Here is a 20,401-nt window from a genome sequence, read left to right as displayed (position 1 = left end):
GGCTCGTTGGAAATGGGCGAATTAAAAGCGGGTTTCCACTCGGCGAAGTAGCTGATAATCATCGTCGATCACCAGTAGCTGACGCCACTTGTCAAAGGTCAGGCAGGGGTGGGAGGTGGCCAGGGCAATGATATCCCCCACGCGCACATCGGCGTCTTCGGGCAGCCTCAGGCGGCTGTGGTGGTCCATGATGTGGTCGACCTGCCAGAGCGCTGGTGCTCGACGCGGTGCGGTGTCGCCGGGACGATAGTGCAACACCGGTTGCGGTAGCCCCGCATCGACGGCTACCTCCCGCTTCCCGAGGGTCAGGATGGCCACACCCGGTTCAGGCACCGACTGCACATATGCCCAGACCTCCAGGCTCGACTCCAGATCGCCCCCGGGCTGACAGTCACGGGGCAGACGCGCCATGATCCGGCTCTGGGCGTCCCAGTAAATGCCCTGATCGTGAATCAGATAACAGCCCGGGCGCAACACCGGCAGGATGCGCTGCTCGCCCGTCTGTTCGCGGACCGGGCCGAACACTTCCATGACCACATCGTACCAGGCGGATCCGGCGCCGGTGAGAATCACGGTGTCGGTGGAGAACCGGCCCTGCTGATAGAGCGACTGACAAATATCGCGCACCTTCAACAAGTGCTTCCGCACCAAGGCTTCCGGGTCGTCACCGTGGATGACGCCCTCATAGGTTTCCACACCGGCCAACTGCAACGCCGGCGCCTCGGCAAGCGCACTCAATACGGCGTCGACCTGCTTGGTCGTGCGACAACCACAGCGCCCACCGGGCACGCCGACCTCCAGCAATACCTTGAGGGTCTGCCCATGCACGGCAAAAAAGTCATTGAGGGCGCGGACATTGTCCGGTGAGTCCACCAGGCAGTAATAGTCGAGGCCGTTGTCCAGCAAGTGACTGATCGACGCCATGTTGGCTTTGCCCACCAGTTGGTTGGCCATCAGCACCCGGGGCACCCCCGCCTCGGCTGCGGCCTGCACCTGGGGAACGGTGGCCAGGGTAATGCCCCAGGCACCGGCGTCCAGTTGGCGACGGAAAAAGTCGGGCGTCATGGTGGTTTTGCCGTGAGGGCAGAGGAGTACACCGTTCTGTTCGGCAAACCGTTGCATCCAGTGCAGGTTATTATCGAGTCGGGACTGGTACACCACCGCCGCTGGCAGCGGCAGGTCTTCTTCCAGAAGGTTCGGCCTGTTCATAAAACACCTGAATTATTGATGTCGAATGGCGTTAGGCCGGATTAGCGAAGCATAATCCGACAGATTGTATGTGCAATGTAACGTCCGGGCGGGGAAGGGGAAGCCCTTTCAAGACACGCCGTAAACCCGGTCCCCTTCGCGCTCCCGGCGCTTCGGGACACTTCCCACATCCCTGTGGGGCGTCCACGGGGGCTCGACGCGCGGAGTCCCTCCGCTTACGGTCTTGAAAGGGCTTCCCCTCCCCCGCCCTCAGTGCCATACCGAGACATTTGCATCCGCGGTGAAGGCATAACGTTTCGGGAACTAGCGCCATAAGTTACTTCGGGCGAATGGTTCCGATACTTCAGAGCGATGCGTATTTGCCGTTGTCCGAAATGTTTTACGGTGGGAGCTATTTCCCGGAACCTTACGTTGGCAGCGCGGAGGTCGGGTAACCCCTTGTGAGACCGTCGCCTGCCTGGACGGCAGGCGATCGAGCCCCATGGATGGGTTCACGGCGTGTCTCACAAGGGGTTACCCGACCGTAGCACTCCATTCCGAAGCTCCACTTCTGGCATTAATGATAGAAATTACCAAAACATAAAGTCAAGTATTGAAAATAACAAACACGGTATCTATACTGGCCTCAAGTTTCGTATGATCGGCTCAGGGGTTCCCTGGCCTGAGGTCGGGGACGGATCGGTCTTATAACCAGATACAGGACACCGCCGTGAGCCACGAACCAGACATCATCTCGCGCATCAACACACTGTACAGCCACCTGCGCGATGCGGAACAGAAAATTGCCCGACTGGTGCTCGACGACATGAGCTTCGCCGCTCAGGCCAGCATCAGCGAACTGGCCGAGCGCGCCGGAGTGAGTGAAGCCACCATTACCCGGTTCGCCAAAGCCATTGAATGCAAAAATGTGCGTGACCTGAAAATGCGCCTGGCCCAGGCCGAAGCGGTTGGGCAGCGGTTTTACACCGATGTGCGCCCTGAGCCCGGCGGCATTTACAGCGTTTATGAAACCATCAAAACCACGCTGGACCACAACGCCCAGTTGGTGACCGAGGCGGTCATTCGCCCGGCGGTGGAGTGGTTGTCCAAGTCGCGCCAGATTCTGATTTTCGGGGTCGGCGGTGGCTCCACCGTGATGGCCCAGGAGTGCCAGCACCGGTTTTTCCGACTGGGGTTTGCGGCCACGGCCTACTCGGATCCGATGTTGATGCGCATGGCCGCCTCGGCCATCGACAGTAACGATGTGGTGTTGTGCCTATCGCTGGGTGGTTATAGCCCGGACGTGCAGGAGGCAGCGGAAATCGCCAAAGAGTACGGCGCGCGCACCATCGGTATTACCGTGGCGGATTCGCCGCTCGGGAAAATCGTGGATCAGCTGATCCCGATGCAGCCGCTCGAGACGGATTATATTTTCAAGCCGAGTGCGTCCCGCTATGTGATGCTCGCGGCGATTGATGTGCTGGCCACGGAACTGGCCGCCAAACACAAACGCAAAAGCCGTGAGGCCTTGCGTCGAATAAAACATACGCTGGACACCCACAAACGCGGACAGGATCGACTGCCTTTGGGGGACTGAGCCAGCGCACGATCACAGTGGGCTAGTTATGGGATATCACACGCTGATTCGCGGCGCGCAGGTGGTGGATGGCACCAGTGCCAAAGCATACCGGGCCGATGTGGCGATTGAGAACCAGCGTGTGGTGCGTATTGCCGAGCAAATTGATGCTGAAGCTGATACCACTGTCGACGCCGATGGCCTGGTGTTGGCGCCGGGCTTTATTGATGTGCATACCCATGACGACCTGGCGGTGGTCCATCAGCCCGAGATGAGGCCCAAACTCAGTCAGGGCGTCACCAGTGTGATTGTCGGCAACTGCGGCATCAGCGCCAGTCCGGTACAACTCAACCGCGAGCCACCCGACCCACTGAACCTGCTGGGCGAACGGGCAGACTTTCAATATCCCACCTTTGCGGATTATGCCCGCGCGGTGCAGGCCGCCGGTCCGGCGGTCAATGTCGGAGCGCTGGTCGGACACACCGCGTTGCGCATTGGGCATATGAGCGATCTGCAGCGCACCGCCACCGAGCCAGAGCTGGCCGCCATGCGGGTTCAGTTGCGCGAGGCATTGCAGCAGGGCGCTCTGGGCATGAGTTCCGGGCTGGCCTATCGCAATGCCAATCGGTCCGACACGGCGGAAGTGCTGGCATTGGTCAAAGAGTTGACTGCGTTCGGTGCGATTTATACCACCCATCTGCGCACCGAGTTTGACCAGATTATCGAGGCCATGGACGAAGCGCTGGACACCGCCCGGGAAGGTCGGGTGCCGCTGATCGTGTCTCACCTCAAGTGCGCGGGCAAAGGCAACTGGGGGCGCAGCACCGAAGTGCTGTCGCATCTTCAGAGCGCCGCCGCGCACCAGAAAGTCGCCTGCGACTGTTACCCCTATACCGCCAGCTCCAGCACCCTGGACCTTGCCCAGGTGTCACCGGACAGCGACGTATTCATTACCTGGTCCCGGGCGTTTCCCGAGCAGGGTGGGCGCACTCTGGCGGCCATTGCCGAGGAGTGGAAACTCTCCCTCATGGAGGCGGCCGAGCGACTGCAACCGGCCGGTGCGGTGTATCACTGTATGGCGGTCGAGGATGTCGAGAATATTCTGAGCCACCCGTTGACCATGATCGGCTCCGACGGACTGCCCAAGGACCCGCATCCGCACCCGCGCCTGTGGGGGGCGTTCCCTCGGGTGCTCGCGCACTACTGTCGCGAGCGGAAGTTGTTCGATCTGCCCACCGCCATTCACAAAATGACCGGACGCTCGGCAGCTGAATTTGGTTTGCGCGATCGCGGTGTCATTCGTGAAGGCGCTTTTGCCGATCTGGTGCTGTTTGATTTCGATCGTATTGAATCCACCGCGTCTTTTGAGCAGCCGGAGCAGGTCGCCCGGGGTATTCACCGGGTGTGGGTGAACGGCGCCTTGAGCTATCAACCCGGACGCACCGATCTGGAGCGACGGGGCGAATTCCTGTTTCGAGGGCGATAGCGCTCAAAACGACCGTGTCTGTTTTCAACTCTGTTTTTTAACCGCAATGATAAGGAGTCCTGTGTGAGCATTCAGCGTTACGGTACCGAAGGAGGTGTGGGCACCGGTGGTCAGGCCTTGCCCTTTGCCCGCGCCGCCGGCGCGGCGGGGTGGTTGTATGTATCCGGGCAGACTCCGATGCGCGATGGGGAAGTGGTGGAAGGCGGTATCGTCGAACAGTCACAGCTGGCCATCGACAACTGTTTTGCGATCATGCGCGAGGCCGGCTATGGCCCGGAACATGTGGTGCACGTAACGGTGATTCTCACCGACGCCCGTTACTTCCAATCATTCAATAAAGTGTTCAAACAGAATTTTGGCGCACACCCGCCCGCGCGCATCTGCTCGGTATGCGATCTGGTGGTGGACTGTAAAGTGGAAGTGGGCGTGGTCTGTTACAAAGCCGAGGATGCATGAACAGTACGCTGTTTCTCTCCACCTTCGCCGCCTATGTGGTGTTTCTGATTGCCCTGAGCTGGTGGGTGACTCGCCGACACCAGGGGGGGGATGACTTTCTGCTGGCGGGGCGCAGCTTGCCCATTTTTTTGACCATTGGTACCACAGTGGCGACCATGGTGGGCACCGGGTCCTCCATGGGTGCGGTGGGTTTTGGTTATGCTAATGGCTGGGCCGGCGCGCTTTATGGCCTGGGTGGCGCCATCGGCATTCTGTTGTTGGCAGCCTGGTTTGCGCCGGTGCGGGAATACCGGTTCATGACCATGAGCGAAGAGCTCTCTTTTTATGTGGGGGCCAATCGCCTGGTGAAAAATATCGTGGCCGTGCTGATTTTTCTGGCCTGCATCGGCTGGCTCGGAGCCCACATTCTCGGCGGCGGCCTGTACCTGGCCTGGATCGCCGGCATGGACCTTGATGTGGCCCGCGCGGTGGTGGCGTTGAGCTTTGCCATCTATGTGATTGTCGGCGGTTATCGCGCCGTGGTCTGGACCGATACGCTTCAGGCGATTGTCCTGTTCGGTGGTTTTATATTGATGGCAGCCTTGGCGGTGCACGCCGTAGGTGGCTGGAGTGCGTTGCTCGCGGCCCAGCCCAAGGCCAACGTCGCGGCTCTGGCGCGGGAATCCATTGGGGGCTTGCCGGCCTTGTCGTTGGTGCTGGTCATCGCCGTGGGGGTGTTGGCCACCCCATCGTTTCGCCAGCGGATTTATTCGGCGCGCAGTGTCGGCTCCGTGCGTCGCTCGTTTGTCATTTCCGGCACCCTGTATCTGTTCTTTTCCCTGGTACCGGCGATTATCGGTATGGGTGCCTATGCGCTCAACCCCGAACTGGGCAATCGCAATTTCGCGTTTCCGTTTCTGGCGGTGGAGGTGCTGCCGTTGGGTATTGGGCTGGTGGTGCTGATTGCCGGGCTCTCCGCCACCATGTCCAGTGCCAGCTCCGATGCCATGGCGGGCGTGGCCGTCTTGATGCGGGACCTGTGGGTGATGGTGACCGGGCACACGCCATCGCGGATCACGGTGGTGCGCAATTCCCGGATTACATTGGCGCTGGTGATCACTGGTGCCTGGCTGATGGCCTCCCTGTCCGATGACCTGATCGGTTATATCACCGGCATGATCTCCACCCTGATGGCGGGCATGTTCGCCTGTGGCCTGCTCGGTCGTTTCTGGCCCCGCTACAACTGGCAGGGCGCGCTGGCATCCTTGCTGGGCGGCGCGATTGCCTCGGTCTGGGTGATGACTTCGTTCATGGCCCTCTGGGGCAATCCGGTCATTCCGGCCGTCATTGTTGCGCTCGGTGCTGGTGTGGTGGTCAGCTTGATGACGCCCCCGCAAGCGCTCACGCCGGCGCAGTCCCTGGCCAGGCTGGATCAGGAGCGGGAGCGGATGGAGGCCACCGTGGAGCCTGGAGTGGGGGATGCGGTATCCTGACGGGGTATCTTTACGAACCGTCCGAGGAGACTTACGGGTGAATACTCAGCTTAAAGCATTGGAACTGGCTCGCGAGGGGGAGTGGCATGGTGCTCACGACCTGGTGGAGGCCCAGGATGATCCCCTCTCCTGCCTGATTCACGGCTACCTGCATCGCGAAGAGGGCGACCTGGGCAATGCGGGGTACTGGTATCGCCGCGCGGGAGAGACCCTGCCGGACAACACCCTGGATGAAGAGTGGCAGCGACTGCGGCAGCGCGCCGTGGGTTGAGCTGCCATTGCGCGACCAGAGGTTGGCACGAAAATCATTATGAACTGGTCCGTATAAGCGGCAGCCTCTGCTACCATGAGCTATCTTGAAGAGGTATCGGGCCGGAGGCCCTTGACCGAGGTACTCATGTTATCTGCCGACATCCTCAGGCGACACCAGGTTTCATGGTTGGGGCCTGCCCCCGACTCAACCGATCGACCGACGCTGATTCTTGCTCACGGTTTTGGCTGTGATCAGCAGATCTGGGCGCCGGTGGCGGATGTCCTGGCCCTGGAGTATCCGGTGGTGCTGTTTGATCACATCGGTTGCGGCCGCTCCGACCGAAGCGCGTTCGACGCTGAGCGTTACGCCGACCTCTCGGCTTATGCCGAGGATCTGGTCGAACTGGTGCAGGCCCTCGGCCTGAAGCGGCGGCCCATTCTGGTCGGGCACTCGGTCAGCGGTGCCATTGGCTGGCTGGCGTCGATCGCCGAGCCGGAGCTGTTTCGCCAGATTATTGCCATCGGGCCTTCACCCCGCTACATCAATGATCCGCCGGATTATATCGGTGGGTTTGAGGCCGAAGACGTGGGTGAGCTGCTGGACCTGATGGAGCGCAATCACTTCGAGTGGGCCGGTTATCTGGCACCGATCGTCATGGCCAACGGTGACCGCCCCGCCCTCGCCGAGCAGTTGCGTGAGAGTTTTCTCAATGCCGATCCGGCCATGTCCCGGCGTTTTGCCGAAACCACTTTTCTCTGTGACATACGCACTCAGCTACCGCACGTTCAGGTACCCACATTGGTGCTGTACTGCGAGCAGGACGTGATTGTCCCGACCGCAGTGATCGAATACCTCGAATGGGCGCTCCCCAAAGGAATCATCCGGCGGCTCGACGCCACGGGGCACTACCCTCAGGTCAGCAACCCTGGGGCGGTGGCCCGTGCCGTGATTGAGGGCGCCCAGGGTGCAGCCTGACATAGACCGCCTGCCGGGAGGCCTTATCGTTCTCGACGAGGCCAACATCGTGACCGCCGTCAATCGCACGCTCTGCGATTGGCTGGGACGGGCCGAGACTGAGCTGGTGGGGCATGCGCCAGAGAGCTGGATGACCGGTGGTTCCAGAATCTACTATCTGGGGCATGTATTGCCGGCGCTGCGACTGCACGGCCACGCCGAGGAAATGACCCTGACCTTTACCAGCGCTTCCGGGCAACCGCTACCGGTGCTGCTCAGTGCATCCTCGGTAGCCGGGGATGAACCGGGGTATCAGTTACTGCTGCTACCCATGCAGCGACGCAACCTGGTCGAGGAACAACTGCAGCAGGCGCGCAAGACGGCGGAGCAGGCGACGGAAGAAAAGGCCCGGGCTCTGGAGCAGGTACAGGCGCTCGCCCATGAACTGGAGCAGCGCCAGGAGCAGCTTTCCGAGCTCAACGCAAAACTGGAGTTGATGGCAACACAAGACCCGCTCACCGGCCTGGCCAATCGCCGGGTGTACGATCGACAGATAGAGGCACAGTTGGCCCTGTTCCACCGCACGCGCACGCCCTTTGCGCTCGTTCTCACGGACATTGATCTCTTTAAACGAATCAACGACCGCTTTGGTCACGACGCGGGCGATCGGGTACTCAAAGATGTTGCTCAGTGCCTGCATCAGGGGCTGAGGGAAATTGATACGCTGGTGCGCATGGGCGGTGAGGAGTTTGCGCTTATTCTCCCGAGCACTACTGCGGAACAGGCGATCAGGGTCGCCGAGCGCAAGCGCGAACTGGTGGCGCAGTATGGCGGTCGTTACGGTGAAGTCACCATGAGTTTCGGTATTACCGAAATCTGCCCGCACGACACCAAAAGCCTGCTCTATGGGCGCGCCGACCGGGCGCTTTACGATGCCAAGCATCAGGGGCGAAATCGGGTGTGTGTTCGCTGAGGAATTTTTTTTGGCCTGACTTTCACCTGACGCAACATCACTCGCGCGTTATTGCCAGGCTGCGTTAAGGTCACTCAATATTCTGGATCTGTTCCCGCATTTGCTCAATCAGCACTTTAAGCTCCACCGCCGATTGAGTGGTGTCTGCCACGATGGCTTTTGATGAAAGCGTATTCGCCTCGCGATTCAGCTCCTGCATCAGAAAATCCAGCCGGCGACCCAGGGAATTTTTCTGGGTCAGGGTGTGCTTCACCTCGGCGACGTGAGTGTCGAGGCGATCCAGCTCTTCGTCCACGTCGGCCTTCTGTGCCAGCAGGGTAATCTCCTGCTCCAGGCGCTCCGGGTCCAGGTCGACCTTCAGTGCTTCGATTTTGCTCTGCAGTTTCTCGCGTTGGGCGGTCAGTATTTCCGGTAACCGCTCGCGCAGTTTCACCACCTCGGCGCTGATGCTGTCCAGCCGCTGGTGAATGAACTGCACCAGCTCGCCGCCTTCCCGGGTGCGATGTTCCAACAGTTGTTTCAGGGTCTGGTCAAATAGTGCCAGGGCGGCTTCAATCAGGGTCTCGCGATTGAGTTCGGCCTGTTGTAGTACGCCGGGCCAGCGCAACACCTCCAGCGGGTTGATCGGCGCCGCGTCGTGCAGTTCGTTGCCGATGGTGTGCGCGGCTTCGGCGAGCTGGCGGACTCTGGGCAGGTTGATGCCCAGAGCCTGGTCGGCGCCCTCTTCCTTCTGCACGGTCAGGCTCATTTCCAGCTTGCCCCGGTGCAGGCTCTTGCGGATGCGCTCGCGCAGATGGGGCTCGATTTCGCGCAGATCGTCGGGCAGACGGAAGGCCGGTTCCAGGTAGCGGTGGTTGACGCTGCGGATCTCCCAGGTGAGTGTGCCCCAGTCGAACTGCTGCGATGTGCGGGCAAAACCGGTCATACTGCGTGGCATGGGCGATCCTCTGTCTGAATGCGGCGGTGACACTGTGGGGGCGGAGCTGGTAGGCTTCGCTCCCATTAAACCGGCGATGTTACCACAGACGACTTTTTCAAACCCTTTGACAGTACAGGATCCGATCATGACCGAGACGACCGTTCAGCGCCCCAGTGGCCGCCAGCCCGACCAGTTGCGCGATGTGCGCCTGACCCGCCGTTACACCAAGCATGCCGAGGGTTCGGTGCTGGTGGAATTTGGGGACACCAAGGTGATCTGCACCGCGAGCGTGGTCGAGGGCGTGCCGCCTTTCCTGCGCGGCAAGGGCCAGGGCTGGCTGACCGCCGAGTACGGCATGCTGCCCCGCTCCACCGGCTCGCGTATGAATCGCGAAGCGGCCCGTGGCAAGCAAGGGGGGCGCACGGTGGAGATCCAGCGCCTGATCGGCCGCTCCCTGCGTGCGGCGATTGATCTCGACGCGCTGGGCGAGAACACCATCCAGCTCGACTGCGATGTGATTCAGGCCGATGGCGGCACCCGTACCGCCTCCATTACCGGTGCCTGGGTGGCGCTGGCCGATGCGGTCGCGTTTCTGCAGGAGAAGGGGTTGGTGAAGGACAGTCCGCTCAAGCGCGCCATTGCCTCAGTGTCCGTTGGCATCTATCAGGGTGTGCCGGTGCTGGATCTGGATTACCCAGAGGATTCCACTGCGGATACCGACATGAACGTGGTCATGGGCGATGACGGTGGCATCATCGAAATTCAGGGCACCGCCGAAGCCGAGCCGTTTACCGAGGCCGAGTTCGGAGCCATGATGGCGTTGGCCAAGAAAGGGATTGGGGAGTTGAATCGGTTGCAGCAGGCGGCGCTGGCGGAGTAACCCGGACCGGATTGCGATGGATGCAACCGAGGGTTGCGTAGGGCGGATAAGCGAAGGCGCATCCGCCGTTACCCCATCCGCCGCTACCCCACCCGACCGATCAAAGCTCGATATCGTAATCCACAATCACCGGCAGGTGGCTGGAGAACTGCTGAATCTTGTAAATGGCCGCATGCTCGACCCGCTGGCCAATGGGCGCTGACACGATCTGCATGTCGGTGCGCCAGCCCTCACCGTCATTGATCTTGCCGCTGGGCCACCAACTGTATTCGTCCGGGTCCTTGTTGGCCTTGCGAAAGGCATCCACATAGCCGATCTGGTTGAACACCTGGCTCAGCCACTGCCGCTCGTGGGGCAGAAAGCCGGATTCGTGCTCATTTTTCTCCGGGTTGGTCACATCCCGGGGCGTGTGTGCCATGGCCCAGTTGCCGCAGAAGATGAACTCGCGGCGCTTGCGGGTAATCTTGTCGAGATGGGCCTGCAGGTCGTCGAAGAACTTGATCTTCACTTCCTGGGATTCCATTTCCGAGGTAGCACTGGGCGCCAGCATTGAGCCAATGCTCAGCTGTTCGTAGTCAATCTGCAGGTAACGACCTTCCATATCCACGCCGGACGAGAACCCCAGGCCAAAAATCAGGGCCTTGGGCTGCTTGCGGGTGTAGATGGCCACGCCGTTGTAGTGTGGTGTCCCGGAGTCGAAGAAGTAGCTGAAATAACCGTCCAGTTGAAATACCGGCTTGTCTTCCAGTTCATATTCCAGTGCGCGCAGATCCTGCAGACAGATGACGTCTGCATCCTGGCTGTCCAGCCAGTCAAACAGACCGCGCTGAGCCGCCTGGAAAATACCATCGACGCTAAGACTGATAACTCTCATATTAGCCCCTTGTTAACGGACTGTGTATGATACCCGAGCTTGTTATCTTTGTGTTAATTAGTGACAGAAAAACCCCGGAATTCAGCCGTTTGGAGGCCATTTCCGCACTTTAGTTCGGGACCAGTGAACGGCTGGGCAGCGCAGGTGGGCATTCGATGGTTATAATTGGGGCCACTGGAGTAACCGGCGGTTAATGGCACGCCCCCACAGCGTCAGCCGTTATTCTTATTCAATCTAGCGTATTTTTGAGAGTTTTGCATGGAGAACTACCAGCGCGACTTTATCGAGTTGGCCATTGAGCACGAGGCCCTGGGCTTTGGCGAGTTTACCCTCAAATCCGGCCGGGTCAGCCCGTATTTTTTCAATGCCGGCAAGTTTCAGACCGGTCGGGCACTGGCGAAGCTGGGGCGCTGCTACGCGGCGGCGCTGATGGCCTCTGGTGTAGAGGTGGACCTGATCTTCGGCCCGGCCTACAAGGGTATTCCCCTGGCCACCACCACTGCCGTTGCGCTGGCCGACCACCACGAGCGGGATCTGCCCTACGCGTTCAACCGCAAAGAGGCCAAGGACCACGGCGAAGGCGGCTCCCTGGTGGGCGCGCCGCTGGACGGTCGGGTGCTCATTGTGGACGATGTGATTACTGCGGGAACCGCCGTGGGTGAGTCCATGGAACTGATTCGTTCGGCGGGCGCTGAACCGGCGGGGGTGTTGATTGGTCTTAACCGTCAGGAGCGCGGCAAGGGCTCCCTGTCGGCGATCCAGGAAGTGGAGCAGCAGTACGGCATTCCGGTGATCAGTATTGTCAATCTGGACGATGTGGTGGCCTACCTGAAAGCGGACAAAGCCCGCCCAGAGGTGGTGGCAGCCATTGAGGCCTATCGCGCCGAGTACGGCGTGTAATCAGAATCCGCTCCCAAGCGCGATGGAGCAACGAGGGCGTTATGCGTAAATCAATGTTGTGGTTCTCGGTATCCTGCCTCCTGGGTCTGGCGTCGCTGGCCCAGGCGCAAGAGAAAGTGTACTACCGATACACCAACGATGAAGGCGTGCAGGTGCTGGAAGATCGCATCCCACCCAAGTACGTCCCGAGAGGTTACGAAGTCGTGTCCATGTATGGGGAGGTGCTCAGAACCGTGCCTCCAGCGCCCAGCGACGAAGAGTTGGAAGCCGAAGCACGCGAACGGCAGGCCCGACAGGAGCGTGAGGCCTACGAGCAGGAACTGAAGCGTCGGTACAGCACGGTCAAGGATATCGAGGATGCAAAGCGGCGCAGTCTGGCGGAGCTGCAGGGCAATATCAGTATTCTGGAGAGCAACCTGAGCAATGTGCGCTTGCAGATACGGGACCTGGAGAGTCGGGCCGCGCGTCTGGAGCGCAGTGGCCAGGAGGTGCCCGAGTCGGTACTGGTCAATCTGGGGACGCTGAAAACCGAAGTTCAGGAAATACAGGCGCAGATCCGTCATCGCCAGGAGGAGTACGACGAGGTGGCGGACAAGTTTGATCAGGACATTGAAGCGTTCGCCGAGATACGGGCGGCCGAGGGCCGCCGCTGAACCCCCGAGGTGCGAATCAGGCCGGAACCTGTTCGCGCATCAGGCCGCTCACCAATACCGGCCACTGTTCCGCCCAGTGCTCGGTCGGTGGGCGCCGGAACTGACTGCGCACAAACTGGGTGATCCGCCCATCGGCGCAGGCCATCAACAGATTGGCGGCGGCCGACAAGGGCAAATTGGGCCGTAACCCCTCTCGCAATTCCGCTTCTCTCAACACCTGCTTCAACTGGGTTTCCACCCGCTCAAAGAGCTGGGCGACGCGCAGCCGAAGCCGTTCGGTTTCGCCGGTCAGGGCGTCGCCGGTGAGCAACCGGGTGATGCCGGGGTTGCGTTCGGTGAAGGTCAGCAGCAGTAGCAGAATCTTTTCGCACCGGCGCAAAGCGGCCGGCTCCTCCGACAGGATCAGGGAGATGCGGGTGAAAATCGTGTCTTCGATAAACTCGATCAACCCTTCAAACATCTTGGACTTGCTGGGGAAGTGGCGGTAAAGCGCCGCTTCCGAGACGCCCACTTCCCGAGCCAGGGCGGCCGTGGTGATACGGGCACCGGGGCTGGCTTCCAGCATGTGAGCCAGAGACTCCAGAATCTGTTGGCGGCGGGAGGATTTGGCGGTGGGCTGCTTGCTCATGGCGGTCCATAGGTTGTCAGGGGTGAATCCTTCGGCGCGGCCTCAGGACGTTTCAGGCGACGGGGATATCCTAGCACAGGATGCGGGGCATGCCCGCCCCATCGCCTACGTTTTTCAATGGCCAGTGCGGCTTTCGGGCGTGTTACTGAGCGGCTTGCTGCGCCTTGTTGGTGATCAGTGTGCCGACGCCAGCGTCGGTGAAGATCTCCAGCAATACCGCGTGAGCGACCCGTCCATCTATGATGTGGGCACTGTTCACGCCGCTTTTCACCGCATCCAGCGCGCAGCCGATTTTGGGTAGCATGCCGCCGTAAATGGTCCCGTCAGCGATCAGGCCGTCCACTTGCTGCGTGGTCAGCCCGGTCAATACTTCGCCATTCTTGTCCTGCAGGCCGGCCACGTTGGTCAGCAGCATCAGCTTCTCGGCCTGCAGTACCTCGGCAATTTTGCCGGCCACCAGGTCGGCGTTGATGTTGTAGGAAGCGCCGTCATCGCCCACCCCGATCGGGGCAATCACCGGAATGAAGTCGCTGTTGATCAGCATGTCGATCACCGAGGTATTGATACTGGCGACCTCGCCCACGTGACCGATGTCGATGATTTCCGGCGCCTGCATGTCCGGCGTCTGGCGCTTTGCCGAAAGCTTTTTGGCCCGGATCAGCTGCCCGTCCTTACCGGTAATGCCGATGGCGTGGCCACCGTTGTGGTTGATCAGGCTGACGATCTGTTTGTTCACTGTGCCACCGAGCACCATTTCCACCACGTCCATGGTTTTACTGTCAGTCACCCGCATACCGCCGACAAACTCGGATTCGATGTTGAGCTGCTTGAGCAGATCGCCAATCTGGGGCCCGCCGCCATGGACCACGATGGGGTTCATGCCCACCAGTTTCATCAGCACGATATCCCGGGCAAAACTGTTCTGCAGTTCTTCGTCCACCATGGCGTTGCCGCCAAATTTGATCACAATGGTCTTGCCGGTAAAGCGCTGAATGTAGGGCAGCGCCTCGGTCAGTACCTGAGCCACGTTCATGGCCTGGGTGCGGTTCAGTGACATAGCGGGGTCCGTTGTTTAAAAGTACCTTGTTTAAGGGTACGTTGGTTAAAAGTCGATCTGGAGCTGACTGTCGATTTTCAGCAGCTCGCGTTTAAACAGTTGCTGAATTTTGTTCAGCGCTTCCTCGGTTTCGCCTTCAAAGCGCAGGGTCAGGGCCGCGGAGGTGTTCGAGGCTCTGACCAACCCCCAGCCTTTGGCAAAGTCCACCCGCAGCCCGTCAATGGTGCTCGGCTTGCCGCTCTGGAAGTCGCCCTCGGCAATCAACCGTTCCACCAGGGCGAATTTCTGGTCGTCCTGCACCGGAATTTTCAGCTCCGGGGTGGAGGGCAGAATCGGAAAGGCGGCGAAGATATCGTCTATGGGTTGATCGCGCAAGGTGATGATTTCCAGCAGACGTGCCAGGGTGTATAAACCGTCATCGAACCCGTACCAGCGGTCCTTGATGAAAATGTGACCGGAATACTCGCCGCCGATCAGCGCACCGGTTTCGATCATTTTCGATTTCATGTGGGAGTGGCCGGTTTTCCACATGATCGGCCGACCGCCATAGCTGGTCACCAGTTGGTTCAGCTGGCGGGAGCACTTCACATCGAACAGCACATCGGCCCCGGGGTTGCGTCCGAGCACGTCGCGGGCAAAGAGCATCAACAGTTGATCCGGCCAGATGATCCGCCCCTGGGGGGTGACCACAATCAGGCGATCACCGTCGCCATCGAGGGCCGCGCCGAGATCGGCACCGACTTCCTGTACCTTGGCAATAAGGTCCTGAAGGTTGGCTTCCTGAGTCGGGTCCGGGTCGTGATTGGGGAAGGTGCCGTCCAGGTCGCAGTACAGCGGTGTCACATCGCAGCCCAGCTCTTCGAACAGCCGGGGCGCCACCACACCGGGGACCGCGTTGCCCGCGTCGATCACCAGCGACACGGCACCGACCAGCGCGACGTCGGAGAAAATGCGTTCGATATAGTCGGTGATGATGTCGTGGCTGCGGGTCTCCCCTTCGCCCTGGTGGTAGTGCTGGCGCTGAATCCGCGAGCGTACATCCAGTACCGCATCATCGGCCAGGGTGACCCCGTTGATGATCATTTTGAAACCGTTGTAGCTACCGGGGTTATGGCTGGCGGTGACCATGACGCCGCTGCTGGTTTCGCTCAGGTGATGGGTGGCGAAGTACATCAGGGGGGTGGGTACTGTGCCCAGATCAATCACGTTGCAACCGGTGCTTGCTATCCCGCTGCGCAGGGCTTCGGCCAATACCGGGCTGTGCGTCCGGCCGTCCCGGGCGAGCACCATATCGGTTTCGCCGTGATCCAGCGCCTCGCTGCCCAGTGCCCGCCCGATATGCTCGGCCAGCTCCGGGGTGATTTCGGTATCGGCCAGGCCACGAATGTCGTAGGAGCGGAAAATCCCCTCGGGGATGGTCGGGCCTGACTGGCCCGCCTGGGTCGCGTCGGCGGCGGCCGTTTTGGTGGGCGCCTGGTCCAGGGCGAGAATGTCTTCGTCTTCGTCGCTGACATCCAGATCCAGAATGTCCTGGTTCTGGTACAGCGTGTTGATCATGCCGATTTCTTCTTCGCCGTGCTCGTCCTGCGCGTCGGCGTTTTTGCCGCCCGAGCGCGCGGCGCCGGGCACCTGAATGGGACGGGCGCTCTGGCGCTGTCGGCGCTCAATCATATGGCCACTGAACCAGGCCAGCAGCAATCCGCCGATGGTGGTGGTGGACAGGACCAGCAGCCAGAGCGTCGGAAGCTCGCGGGTCTGGGCCACCAGCTCGGGTGAGGCCGTGAAGCTCAGACGCCAGTGGCTATTGGGGATGGCGACGGAGTGCTTGGCGCCGCCCTCCCCCTGACCGCTCAGGTAGACCGTCAGGGGATTGCTGCCCGGAATCTGTTGGTGCAGCTCGGTGCGCCCCAGGCTTTTACTGGCGGCATCCAGTAGCGAGCGCCAGCCGGTGTCATTGAGTGTGACCAGGAGGGTTCCCTCCACGGGCTCGTCGGCGGATGGCGGGATGGGTTCAATGACGTGCAACTGCCATTGTTGATCCACTTTGGCCAGCTCCGGGAGATGATTGTCACGGCGCTCCGCCCGGCGGATCAGGTCGAGCTCGGCAAACCGGATGGGGGCGGGGTGGTCGCGTTCGACCCGAGCGCTGCCCGCCGGAATCAGGCGCGCGGCAATGCCATGCTCAATGCGCGCGGCAATCGCTTCTGCCGCTGACTGTCGGACCTCCGTCGAGCCCTGAAGCGCCTCAGCGGTGGCCGGTTCTGCCGCCAGTGCCGCCACGCGTTGGCGCAGCTCCCGAATATAATCCTGCAGTGGCTGCGCGCGTTGCTCGGCCTGAGCCTCCACTGCCGCCTCCAGGCGAAGATCCTGAACATCCGTTACCAGAATGCCGTACAGCCAGTAACCCAGCAGGCCGTTCAGCACGAGTACCCCCAGCACCAGAGCGCCAATCAGCTTCTGGCGCGCCAGACGTGCCTGCTTTTGTCGTTGTTCCTTGGAAGTTCGGTTCGCCACGGTATCGGATTCCCGTTGTCGGTCTCTGGAATGGTTGTCGTCAGTCAGCGGGTATAGCGGCTGAGCTCAGCGATCAGGGCGCGGGCCAGCCGGGTTTTGCTCATCGGGCCCAGGGCCAGCTCACGCTCGGCATCGATCAGGGTGACCGCGTTGTCATCACTGTTGAAGCCCAGCCCCTCGCGGCTGATGTCATTGGCAATGATCGCATCCAGCCCCTTGCGCTCCCGTTTGCCGCGGGCGTATTCGAGCAGCTGTTCGCTCTCGGCGGCAAAGCCTATGGTGATGGGTCGGTTCTCTATCTGGGCAACAGCGGCAATAATGTCCGGGTTTTTGGTCAGCGCAATCTGCAGCGTGTCCTCATCGCCTTTTTTCATTTTCTGCGGCTGATAGTCGGCCGGGCGGTAATCCGCCACGGCGGCCGCACCGATAAACAGATCGCACTGAGGTGCCTGCGCCAGGCTGGCCTCAAGCATCTCGAGGGCGCTGGTCACGTCGATGCGGGTGACGCGCTCGGGGGTCGGCAACCCGGTGGGGCCACTGATCAGTGTCACCCGGGCGCCTGCTTCAACAGCCGCTTCGGCTAAAGCGTAGCCCATTTTGCCAGAGCTGTGGTTGCTCAGGTAGCGCACCGGGTCGATGGCCTCCCGGGTAGGACCAGCCGTAATTACCACGTGGCGGCCGGCCAACTGCCCGGTGGCGAATTGGGCGGCCACGGCCTCCGCCAGCGTGTCGGGTTCGAGCATGCGACCGGGGCCGACTTCACCACAGGCCTGGCTGCCGTCGCCGGGACCGAGCAATTGAATGCCCCGTCCCTTTAATGTTTCCAGGTTCGCCTGCGTCGCCGGATTCAGCCACATACCCTGATTCATGGCCGGTGCCAGAATGATGGGCTCCCGGGTCGCCAGGCAGAGGGTGGTCAGCAGGTCATCGCCCCGGCCCTCGGCCAGGCGCGCCATGAAGTTTGCACTGGCAGGCGCCACCAGAATCCGGTCCGCCCAGCGGGCCAGCTCAATATGCCCCATGGCCGCCTCGGCCGCCGGATCGAGCAGATCGGTATGCACCGGATTGCCCGACAGCGCCTGAAAGGTCAGCGGGGTCATGAATTCGCGCGCCGAAGCGGTCATCACCACGCGCACATCGGCGCCCCGCTCCTTGAGACGGCGCACCAGTTCGGCACTCTTATAGGCGGCAATGCCACCGGTGACACCTAACAGAATACGTTTGTTGGTCAGTGAACTCATGGCGATCCGGTCTGTGGAGGTCTGACAGCTTGACTTGAACCGGCTAAGATACCATTCTCTAGCCCCGAATCACTAGGACGACGCGTTTCCAGACGATTTCAGAAGTCAGACGTTTCAAGACAGGGAGTCACATCATGTCCATAGCCCAATGGCCCGAGGCCGAACGCCCCCGGGAAAAACTGCTCAGCCGCGGCCCCGCCGCCCTCTCCGACGCCGAACTACTGGCCATCTTTCTTCGTACCGGCTGCGCCGGCAAATCCGCTGTGGACCTGGCGCGGGAGCTCTTGGCCGAATTCGGTGGCCTGCGCCCGTTATTGGAGGCCTCGCAGGCCGCGTTCTGCCGGGGGCAGGGCCTGGGCAGCGCCAAGTTTGCCCAGTTACAGGCCGTACTGGAAATGGCGCGCCGCCATTTATCCGCCAGTCTGGAGGCGGGCGATTCCCTGACCAGCCCGGATCTGGTCCGCCAGTACCTCAGCGCCCAGCTTCGCCATCGCCCGCACGAGGTGTTCGCGGTGCTGTTTCTGGACAACCAGCACCGACTCCGGGCCTTTGATGAGTTGTTTCAGGGCACGATTGATGGCGCAAGTGTTTACCCGAGAGAGGTGGTAAAGCGAGCACTTACTCACAACGCGGCCGCGGTGATTCTGGCTCACAACCACCCCTCCGGTGTAGCGGAGCCGAGCCAGGCGGACCGCCGGATCACCGAGCGCTTGCGGGAGGCGCTGGATCTGGTGGGGGTGCGAGTGCTGGACCACATGGTGGTCGGTGACGGTGAAGTCGTCTCCTTCGCCGAGCGCGGTTGGTTGTGAAGAATGGCACTGAGGTCCGGTGTCGGGTGTACTGTTTCTGGACCGTAGAGCGGGGGACCCGCGATCCGAGCCTACAGGGATGTATGTACGGCGTGTCCGGGGACAGTGCACCCGATATCGGACCGGACCCGCAAAAACCTGCATCACTCTGCAGGCTAAAAAATCACCAAAATCGGGAGAAAACATTGCTATTGCTCGTCGGTTTTGGTATAAAACGCGCCCTTATGCGGCTGGGTAGCCGGCCATAGCGCCAGGAGCCGCCCCCGGACCTCGTGTCCCCGGGCCGCAAATTGATCGAATCAGGCTACAAAAACACCCCGTGCTGGGCTGTGGTGTGGCGACAACCAACCCGCAGCGCAGCGCGCTGAATACGACGAGGCAAGACCATGTCCAAGGTATGTCAGGTAACCGGCAAGCGTCCCGTTACTGGAAACAATGTATCTCACGCAAAAAACCACACCAAGCGTCGTTTTTTGCCCAACCTGCATTCTCACCGTTTTTGGGTGGAATCCGAGAAGCGTTTTGTGAAGCTGAAGGTTTCCTCCAAAGGTATGCGTGTAATCGACAAGCGCGGCATTGACGCCGTACTGACCGATCTGCGCGCTCGCGGCGAACAAGTTTAAAGGAGAACTCCCATGCGCGATAAGATTCGTTTGAACTCCACCGCGGGCACCGGTCACTTCTACACCACCGACAAGAACAAGCGGAACATGCCCGAGAAAATGGAAATCAAAAAGTTCGACCCCGTTGCCCGCAAGCACGTGGTCTACAAAGAAGGCAAAATCAAGTAAGCGATTTTGTGCTTCGTTCCGATCAGAACCCGGCCCCTGTGCCGGGTTCTGTCGTTTCAGGGGTAGGAATTGCGCCACTGAAACGTGAATCCGGTTCGAAAATCGTCCCCCGACCGTTGATCCCCCGCGCCGCTGTGCGATACTTCCCGCCAAGTGACAATGACCGATAACGCCCACCTCAGGGAGCTGCTTATGAAAACCGCTTGGAGTATTGGCGCCGCACTGGTGCTGTTGGCCGTCCCCGCGCTTGCGGATAACCACCGGGGTTTCTATGCCGGTATTGGTGGCGGGGTGGTCACCGGAGACGCCCGCACCCCCTACGATGAAGCCGAGATGCCGGTGGTCGAATTTTCGGCGGGGTACAAGTACAACGGCCTGTTGGGGCTCGAGGCTCGACTGGGGGCGGGACTGAAGGACGACCGGGACATCAGCTCGGATTATTTTCTGGCTGAGCAGGCAACCGATGCCAGCCTGAGCGAGATCGAACGCGAGGTAAAGACCTACTCGGCCCTGTACTACCGCCCGGAAATCACCAATGAGGTGGCCAGGCTATATGGTTTGCTGGGCTACGCGGCACTGGATACCCAGGTAACGCGCTGGCAGGGCAACACCGGCACCGAGGCCGACGACTCCCTGTCGGGCACATCCTATGGCATTGGTATGGGCTGGTTTGTGAACAAGCGGTTGAACTTCAATATCGAATATCGCCAGTTGGTCAAAACCGATGACTACCGTTTTGAAACCTACACCCTGCAATGGGATTATCGTTTCTGAGGT

General features: G+C 60.7%; 21 protein-coding genes. 14 read left to right on the top strand and 7 right to left on the bottom strand.

Annotated features, from left to right (window positions below; translation table 11 throughout):
• Positions 1-21: 21 nt before the first annotated feature.
• Entirely contained in the window at positions 22-1,209 is a 1,188-nt protein-coding gene (locus tag EDC38_RS11495) for an amino acid deaminase (protein ID WP_123638624.1), read from the bottom strand.
• A 709-nt stretch (positions 1,210-1,918) separates the two neighbouring features.
• On the opposite strand from EDC38_RS11495, the gene EDC38_RS11490 reads away from it, so the two are divergent.
• From EDC38_RS11490 to EDC38_RS11460, 7 genes are all read left to right on the top strand, one after another.
• Complete coding sequence (locus EDC38_RS11490; RefSeq protein ID WP_123638623.1) at positions 1,919-2,785, top strand: MurR/RpiR family transcriptional regulator; 867 nt, start codon at positions 1,919-1,921, stop codon at positions 2,783-2,785.
• Positions 2,786-2,813: 28 nt separating this feature from the next.
• A complete protein-coding gene (locus tag EDC38_RS11485) occupies positions 2,814-4,250 on the top strand; it encodes an N-acyl-D-amino-acid deacylase family protein (RefSeq protein ID WP_123638622.1) in 1,437 nt (478 codons plus the stop codon).
• A 63-nt stretch (positions 4,251-4,313) separates the two neighbouring features.
• The gene (locus EDC38_RS11480) at positions 4,314-4,706 is read left to right on the top strand and encodes a RidA family protein (RefSeq protein ID WP_123638621.1); all 393 of its coding nucleotides are present in this window, start codon (positions 4,314-4,316) and stop codon (positions 4,704-4,706) included.
• Positions 4,703-6,178: a sodium:solute symporter family protein gene (locus tag EDC38_RS11475; RefSeq protein ID WP_123638620.1), complete on the top strand. Its 1,476-nt coding sequence runs from the start codon at positions 4,703-4,705 to the stop codon at positions 6,176-6,178. Before EDC38_RS11480 ends, EDC38_RS11475 begins: the two co-directional genes overlap by 4 nt.
• A gap of 37 nt (positions 6,179-6,215) precedes the next feature.
• Complete coding sequence (locus EDC38_RS11470; RefSeq protein ID WP_123638619.1) at positions 6,216-6,449, top strand: hypothetical protein; 234 nt, start codon at positions 6,216-6,218, stop codon at positions 6,447-6,449.
• Between the two features lie 111 nt (positions 6,450-6,560).
• Entirely contained in the window at positions 6,561-7,406 is an 846-nt protein-coding gene (locus tag EDC38_RS11465) for an alpha/beta fold hydrolase (protein ID WP_211331080.1), read from the top strand.
• A complete protein-coding gene (locus EDC38_RS11460; RefSeq protein ID WP_123638617.1) occupies positions 7,396-8,358 on the top strand; it encodes a sensor domain-containing diguanylate cyclase in 963 nt (320 codons plus the stop codon). Before EDC38_RS11465 ends, EDC38_RS11460 begins: the two co-directional genes overlap by 11 nt.
• A gap of 70 nt (positions 8,359-8,428) precedes the next feature.
• Here the strand turns inward: EDC38_RS11460 and EDC38_RS11455 are convergent, their stop codons facing one another.
• The gene (locus EDC38_RS11455; RefSeq protein ID WP_123638616.1) at positions 8,429-9,295 is read right to left on the bottom strand and encodes a YicC/YloC family endoribonuclease; all 867 of its coding nucleotides are present in this window, start codon (positions 9,293-9,295) and stop codon (positions 8,429-8,431) included.
• Positions 9,296-9,422: 127 nt separating this feature from the next.
• Between EDC38_RS11455 and rph the strand changes: the two genes are divergently transcribed.
• Positions 9,423-10,157 (top strand): ribonuclease PH, encoded by a 735-nt coding sequence (rph, locus tag EDC38_RS11450; RefSeq protein WP_123638615.1) that lies wholly within the window; start codon positions 9,423-9,425, stop codon positions 10,155-10,157.
• Between the two features lie 100 nt (positions 10,158-10,257).
• Here the strand turns inward: rph and EDC38_RS11445 are convergent, their stop codons facing one another.
• Positions 10,258-11,031, bottom strand: coding sequence for an exodeoxyribonuclease III (locus EDC38_RS11445; protein ID WP_123638614.1), 774 nt, complete (start codon positions 11,029-11,031; stop codon positions 10,258-10,260).
• A 258-nt stretch (positions 11,032-11,289) separates the two neighbouring features.
• On the opposite strand from EDC38_RS11445, the gene pyrE reads away from it, so the two are divergent.
• Positions 11,290-11,931 (top strand): orotate phosphoribosyltransferase, encoded by a 642-nt coding sequence (gene pyrE / locus EDC38_RS11440; protein WP_123638613.1) that lies wholly within the window; start codon positions 11,290-11,292, stop codon positions 11,929-11,931.
• Positions 11,932-11,972: 41 nt separating this feature from the next.
• A complete protein-coding gene (locus EDC38_RS11435) occupies positions 11,973-12,584 on the top strand; it encodes a coiled-coil domain-containing protein (RefSeq protein WP_123638612.1) in 612 nt (203 codons plus the stop codon).
• Between the two features lie 16 nt (positions 12,585-12,600).
• On the opposite strand, the gene slmA is transcribed toward EDC38_RS11435, so the two are convergent.
• The 4 genes from slmA to coaBC all read right to left on the bottom strand — a co-directional run bounded on the left by slmA (position 12,601) and on the right by coaBC (position 18,024).
• The gene (slmA, locus tag EDC38_RS11430) at positions 12,601-13,212 is read right to left on the bottom strand and encodes a nucleoid occlusion factor SlmA (protein WP_123638611.1); all 612 of its coding nucleotides are present in this window, start codon (positions 13,210-13,212) and stop codon (positions 12,601-12,603) included.
• A 142-nt stretch (positions 13,213-13,354) separates the two neighbouring features.
• Positions 13,355-14,269, bottom strand: coding sequence for an acetylglutamate kinase (argB, locus tag EDC38_RS11425; RefSeq protein WP_123638610.1), 915 nt, complete (start codon positions 14,267-14,269; stop codon positions 13,355-13,357).
• A gap of 45 nt (positions 14,270-14,314) precedes the next feature.
• A complete protein-coding gene (locus EDC38_RS16540) occupies positions 14,315-16,783 on the bottom strand; it encodes a phosphomannomutase/phosphoglucomutase (RefSeq protein ID WP_123638609.1) in 2,469 nt (822 codons plus the stop codon).
• A gap of 44 nt (positions 16,784-16,827) precedes the next feature.
• Entirely contained in the window at positions 16,828-18,024 is a 1,197-nt protein-coding gene (coaBC, locus tag EDC38_RS11415; RefSeq protein WP_123638608.1) for a bifunctional phosphopantothenoylcysteine decarboxylase/phosphopantothenate--cysteine ligase CoaBC, read from the bottom strand.
• Between the two features lie 134 nt (positions 18,025-18,158).
• Here coaBC and radC point away from each other — a divergent pair, with 134 nt between their 5' ends.
• The 4 genes from radC to EDC38_RS11395 all read left to right on the top strand — a co-directional run bounded on the left by radC (position 18,159) and on the right by EDC38_RS11395 (position 20,398).
• Positions 18,159-18,833, top strand: a complete 675-nt coding sequence (gene radC / locus EDC38_RS11410; protein ID WP_024461632.1) for a RadC family protein — start codon at positions 18,159-18,161, stop codon at positions 18,831-18,833.
• Between the two features lie 386 nt (positions 18,834-19,219).
• Positions 19,220-19,456 carry a 50S ribosomal protein L28 gene (gene rpmB, locus EDC38_RS11405; protein ID WP_024461631.1) on the top strand — a complete coding sequence of 79 codons (237 nt, stop codon included), beginning with the start codon at positions 19,220-19,222 and terminating at the stop codon, positions 19,454-19,456.
• 12 nt (positions 19,457-19,468) lie between these two features.
• Entirely contained in the window at positions 19,469-19,624 is a 156-nt protein-coding gene (gene rpmG, locus EDC38_RS11400; protein ID WP_024461630.1) for a 50S ribosomal protein L33, read from the top strand.
• A gap of 192 nt (positions 19,625-19,816) precedes the next feature.
• Entirely contained in the window at positions 19,817-20,398 is a 582-nt protein-coding gene (locus tag EDC38_RS11395; protein WP_170162903.1) for a porin family protein, read from the top strand.
• Positions 20,399-20,401: the final 3 nt, after the last annotated feature.

The sequence above is a fragment of the Marinimicrobium koreense genome, assembly GCF_003762925.1.
GTDB lineage: Bacteria > Pseudomonadota > Gammaproteobacteria > Pseudomonadales > Cellvibrionaceae > Marinimicrobium > Marinimicrobium koreense.
This window is presented reverse-complemented; position numbering and strand designations above follow the sequence as displayed.

Excerpts from the sequence above, each read along its gene's own strand:
- EDC38_RS11495 (WP_123638624.1), bottom strand. The coding sequence starts at position 1,209 with ATGAACAGGCCGAACCTTCTGGAAGAAGACCTGCCGCTGCCAGCGGCG.
- EDC38_RS11485 (WP_123638622.1), top strand. The coding sequence starts at position 2,814 with ATGGGATATCACACGCTGATTCGCGGCGCGCAGGTGGTGGATGGCACC.
- EDC38_RS11475 (WP_123638620.1), top strand. The coding sequence starts at position 4,703 with ATGAACAGTACGCTGTTTCTCTCCACCTTCGCCGCCTATGTGGTGTTT.
- EDC38_RS11455 (WP_123638616.1), bottom strand. The coding sequence starts at position 9,295 with ATGCCACGCAGTATGACCGGTTTTGCCCGCACATCGCAGCAGTTCGAC.
- rph (WP_123638615.1), top strand. The coding sequence starts at position 9,423 with ATGACCGAGACGACCGTTCAGCGCCCCAGTGGCCGCCAGCCCGACCAG.
- EDC38_RS11445 (WP_123638614.1), bottom strand. The coding sequence starts at position 11,031 with ATGAGAGTTATCAGTCTTAGCGTCGATGGTATTTTCCAGGCGGCTCAG.
- pyrE (WP_123638613.1), top strand. The coding sequence starts at position 11,290 with ATGGAGAACTACCAGCGCGACTTTATCGAGTTGGCCATTGAGCACGAG.
- EDC38_RS11435 (WP_123638612.1), top strand. The coding sequence starts at position 11,973 with ATGCGTAAATCAATGTTGTGGTTCTCGGTATCCTGCCTCCTGGGTCTG.
- slmA (WP_123638611.1), bottom strand. The coding sequence starts at position 13,212 with ATGAGCAAGCAGCCCACCGCCAAATCCTCCCGCCGCCAACAGATTCTG.
- argB (WP_123638610.1), bottom strand. The coding sequence starts at position 14,269 with ATGTCACTGAACCGCACCCAGGCCATGAACGTGGCTCAGGTACTGACC.
- coaBC (WP_123638608.1), bottom strand. The coding sequence starts at position 18,024 with ATGAGTTCACTGACCAACAAACGTATTCTGTTAGGTGTCACCGGTGGC.
- radC (WP_024461632.1), top strand. The coding sequence starts at position 18,159 with ATGTCCATAGCCCAATGGCCCGAGGCCGAACGCCCCCGGGAAAAACTG.
- rpmB (WP_024461631.1), top strand. The coding sequence starts at position 19,220 with ATGTCCAAGGTATGTCAGGTAACCGGCAAGCGTCCCGTTACTGGAAAC.
- rpmG (WP_024461630.1), top strand. The coding sequence starts at position 19,469 with ATGCGCGATAAGATTCGTTTGAACTCCACCGCGGGCACCGGTCACTTC.
- EDC38_RS11395 (WP_170162903.1), top strand. The coding sequence starts at position 19,817 with ATGAAAACCGCTTGGAGTATTGGCGCCGCACTGGTGCTGTTGGCCGTC.